At 58.4% G+C, this 1,465-nt stretch carries 2 protein-coding genes; one reads left to right on the top strand and one right to left on the bottom strand.

Annotation, left to right across the window (positions count from 1 at the left end; translation table 11 throughout):
• On the bottom strand, nt 1-679 hold a 679-nt coding region (locus A3754_RS25455), incomplete at its 3' end, for an NAD(P)-dependent oxidoreductase (protein ID WP_063521695.1).
• Nucleotides 680-837: 158 nt separating this feature from the next.
• Between A3754_RS25455 and A3754_RS25450 the strand changes: the two genes are divergently transcribed.
• Nucleotides 838-1,465: AraC family transcriptional regulator (locus A3754_RS25450; RefSeq protein ID WP_197468873.1), on the top strand; the 628-nt coding region annotated here is incomplete at its 3' end.

Genomic DNA, 1,465 nt, shown 5'->3' with positions numbered 1-1,465 from the left:
CGGCATCGGCCATGATGGACGGTTGCCGTGCTGCCTGCACCGCCGGTACGCCACCGAGCTGATTCTGCACCGCGGCGGTGTTGATCACGGTTTTCGGCCACAGCGCATTCACTGCGACTTTGCCCCGGTATTCATCGGCCATCCCCAGCACACACAAGCTCATCCCATATTTGGCCATGGTGTAGGCCACATGGCGGCCAAACCAGTGTGGCGTCATGTTCAGTGGTGGAGACAGGTTGAGAATGTGAGGGTTGTCGGCTTTACGCAGGTGAGGGAGGCACAGCTTGCTGGCGAGAAAGGTGCCGCGGCTGTTGATCTGGTGCATCAGGTCATAGGACTTCATGCTGGTGGCTTCGGTGCCGGTGAGGGCGATGGCACTGGCATTGTTGACCAGAATATCGATGCCGCCAAACGTGGCGACAGCCTTGTCCACGGCGGCCTGGAGCTGGTCTTCGTGACGAATGTCTCCCACGCAGACCAGCGGAGTACCACCGGCTTCACGAATTTCCTCGGCGGCGGTGTACAGGGTGCCGGGTAGTTTCGGGTGGGGTTCGGTGGTTTTGGCGAACAGGACGATGTTGGCGCCGTCGCGGGCGGCGCGCACCCCGATGGCCTTGCCAATGCCGCGGCTGGCGCCGGTGATGAACAGGGTTTTCCCTTTTAGTGATGGTGTGCTCATGCTGCTCTCTCCCGAGCCTGTATCCAGATAAAGAAGGAACCTAGCAAGCGCTTGGTTTGTTGGCAAGTAAACGTGAGTTACTTGTCAGCACCGCGTGGTGACGCTATGGTTGCCTATTCGGTCATTTGGGGCCAGTGCAGCGTAATCGGAATGCAGTCATGACAATTCTAAAAATGGACCCTACGGAGTACTCCGTATCAGCAGAATATCTGGCGTTGTTGCTGGATGTGTTGTCCCGACGCGGTGTGGCCACGGAAACGTTGCTGGCAGACACCCGTATTGAGCCCGGTTGCTGGCGTGATCCCCAGGCGCGCATCACCGCCCAGGATTTTGAAGTGGTGGCGACACGGGCTATGGCGTTATCCGGTGAGCCCTGGCTGGGCTGGGAGCTGGGTGCGTCCATGACTCTGTCGTCCCATGGTTTTCTTGGCTATGCGGCCATGAGCAGTGCCACTCTGGGAGAGGCGCTGGAGCTGGCGGTGAAATATTTCCGTACCCGCAGCACCCTGGTGCAGCTGGAAACCTTTACCGATGGCGACATGGCCGTGATGCAGATCAACGAGCTGTTGGCATTGGGTGATTTGGCACCGCTGATCATGGAAAGCCTGTTTTCCAGCTTCCATTTCATGGGTGAAAAACTGGTGCCCGGGCTGGATGTGATTGGTGAGTTGCGTTTTTCCTACCCGGAACCCGATTACTTTGCGCGCATGCGCCCGGTGATGCCGGTGCCGGTGTATTTCGATTGTGCCTATAACCAGATGCGTTTCCCGGTGGAGCGGATGCAGT

It is taken from the genome of Alcanivorax sp. HI0083 (assembly GCF_001635175.1).
Note: the sequence above shows the minus strand (reverse complement) of the source record. Positions and strands in the feature narration are given on the sequence as shown.